Annotated in this window: 1 pseudogene; it reads right to left on the bottom strand. The window is 60.0% G+C overall.

The features are described from left to right. Positions 1 to 829: pseudogene (locus JKL46_RS34920) on the bottom strand (IS3 family transposase); the annotation flags it as partial. Positions 830 to 893 lie beyond the last annotated feature (64 nt).

Here is an 893-nt window from a genome sequence, read left to right on the forward strand (position 1 = left end):
CCGCGCAGGATGAACAGATCCGAGAGAACATCGACCACATCGACGGCTTTCAGTTTGCGGTTCACCCGGATGGCCAGGCACTCATGCGTGAACTCGTCGATCACGTTCAACATCCGGTACTTCCTCCCGTCATGAGTGCGATCCTCCACGAAGTCGTAACTCCAGACGTGGTTAGGCCGCTCTGCTCGCAGGCGGATGCAGGATCCGTCATTAAGCCAGAGACGACCTTTCTTCGGTTGCTTTTGTGGCACCTTGAGCCCCTCCCGCCGCCAGATCCGCTCCACCCGCTTGTCATTCACGACCCAGCCGGCGGTCGAGCGCAGGATTTCTGCGATTTTGCGGTAGCCGTAGCGGCCATACTGGCGGGCGAGAGCGATGATATCGGCGGTGAGCCGCTCCTCATCGTCCCGCCCTTGCGGAACACGCCTTTGCGTCGAACGATGCTGGCCGAGCACGCGGCAGACCCGCCGCTCAGACAGCTTCAGTTTGGATCGGACATGATCGATGCAGGCGCGGCGACGGGCGGGGCTCAGAAGTTTTGCTGACGCTGCCCTTCGGGTCCCGAGGCGGCCTCTTTCAGGATCTGCTTATCCAACGTCAGATCGGCCACCGCGCGGCGAAGCCGGGAATTCTCCGCCTCAAGATCCTTCAGACGCTTGACCTGATCCGATTTGAGCCCGCCGAACTCCTGGCGCCAGCGATAGTAGGTCACCTCGGTCACGCCAATGGCACGAACCGCATCGGCAACCGATTGGCCTTGTGAGACCATCACATCGACCTGGCGTAACTTGGCGACGATCTCTTCCGGCTTGTGACGTTTTCTCGGCATTTGGGTCCTCCTGTCTGCCTCAAGACATACTTCAAGGTGGACCAATTCAATGGGGGTGGATCAT

This window comes from Microvirga zambiensis WSM3693 (genome assembly GCF_016735695.1).
Lineage (GTDB): Bacteria > Pseudomonadota > Alphaproteobacteria > Rhizobiales > Beijerinckiaceae > Microvirga > Microvirga zambiensis.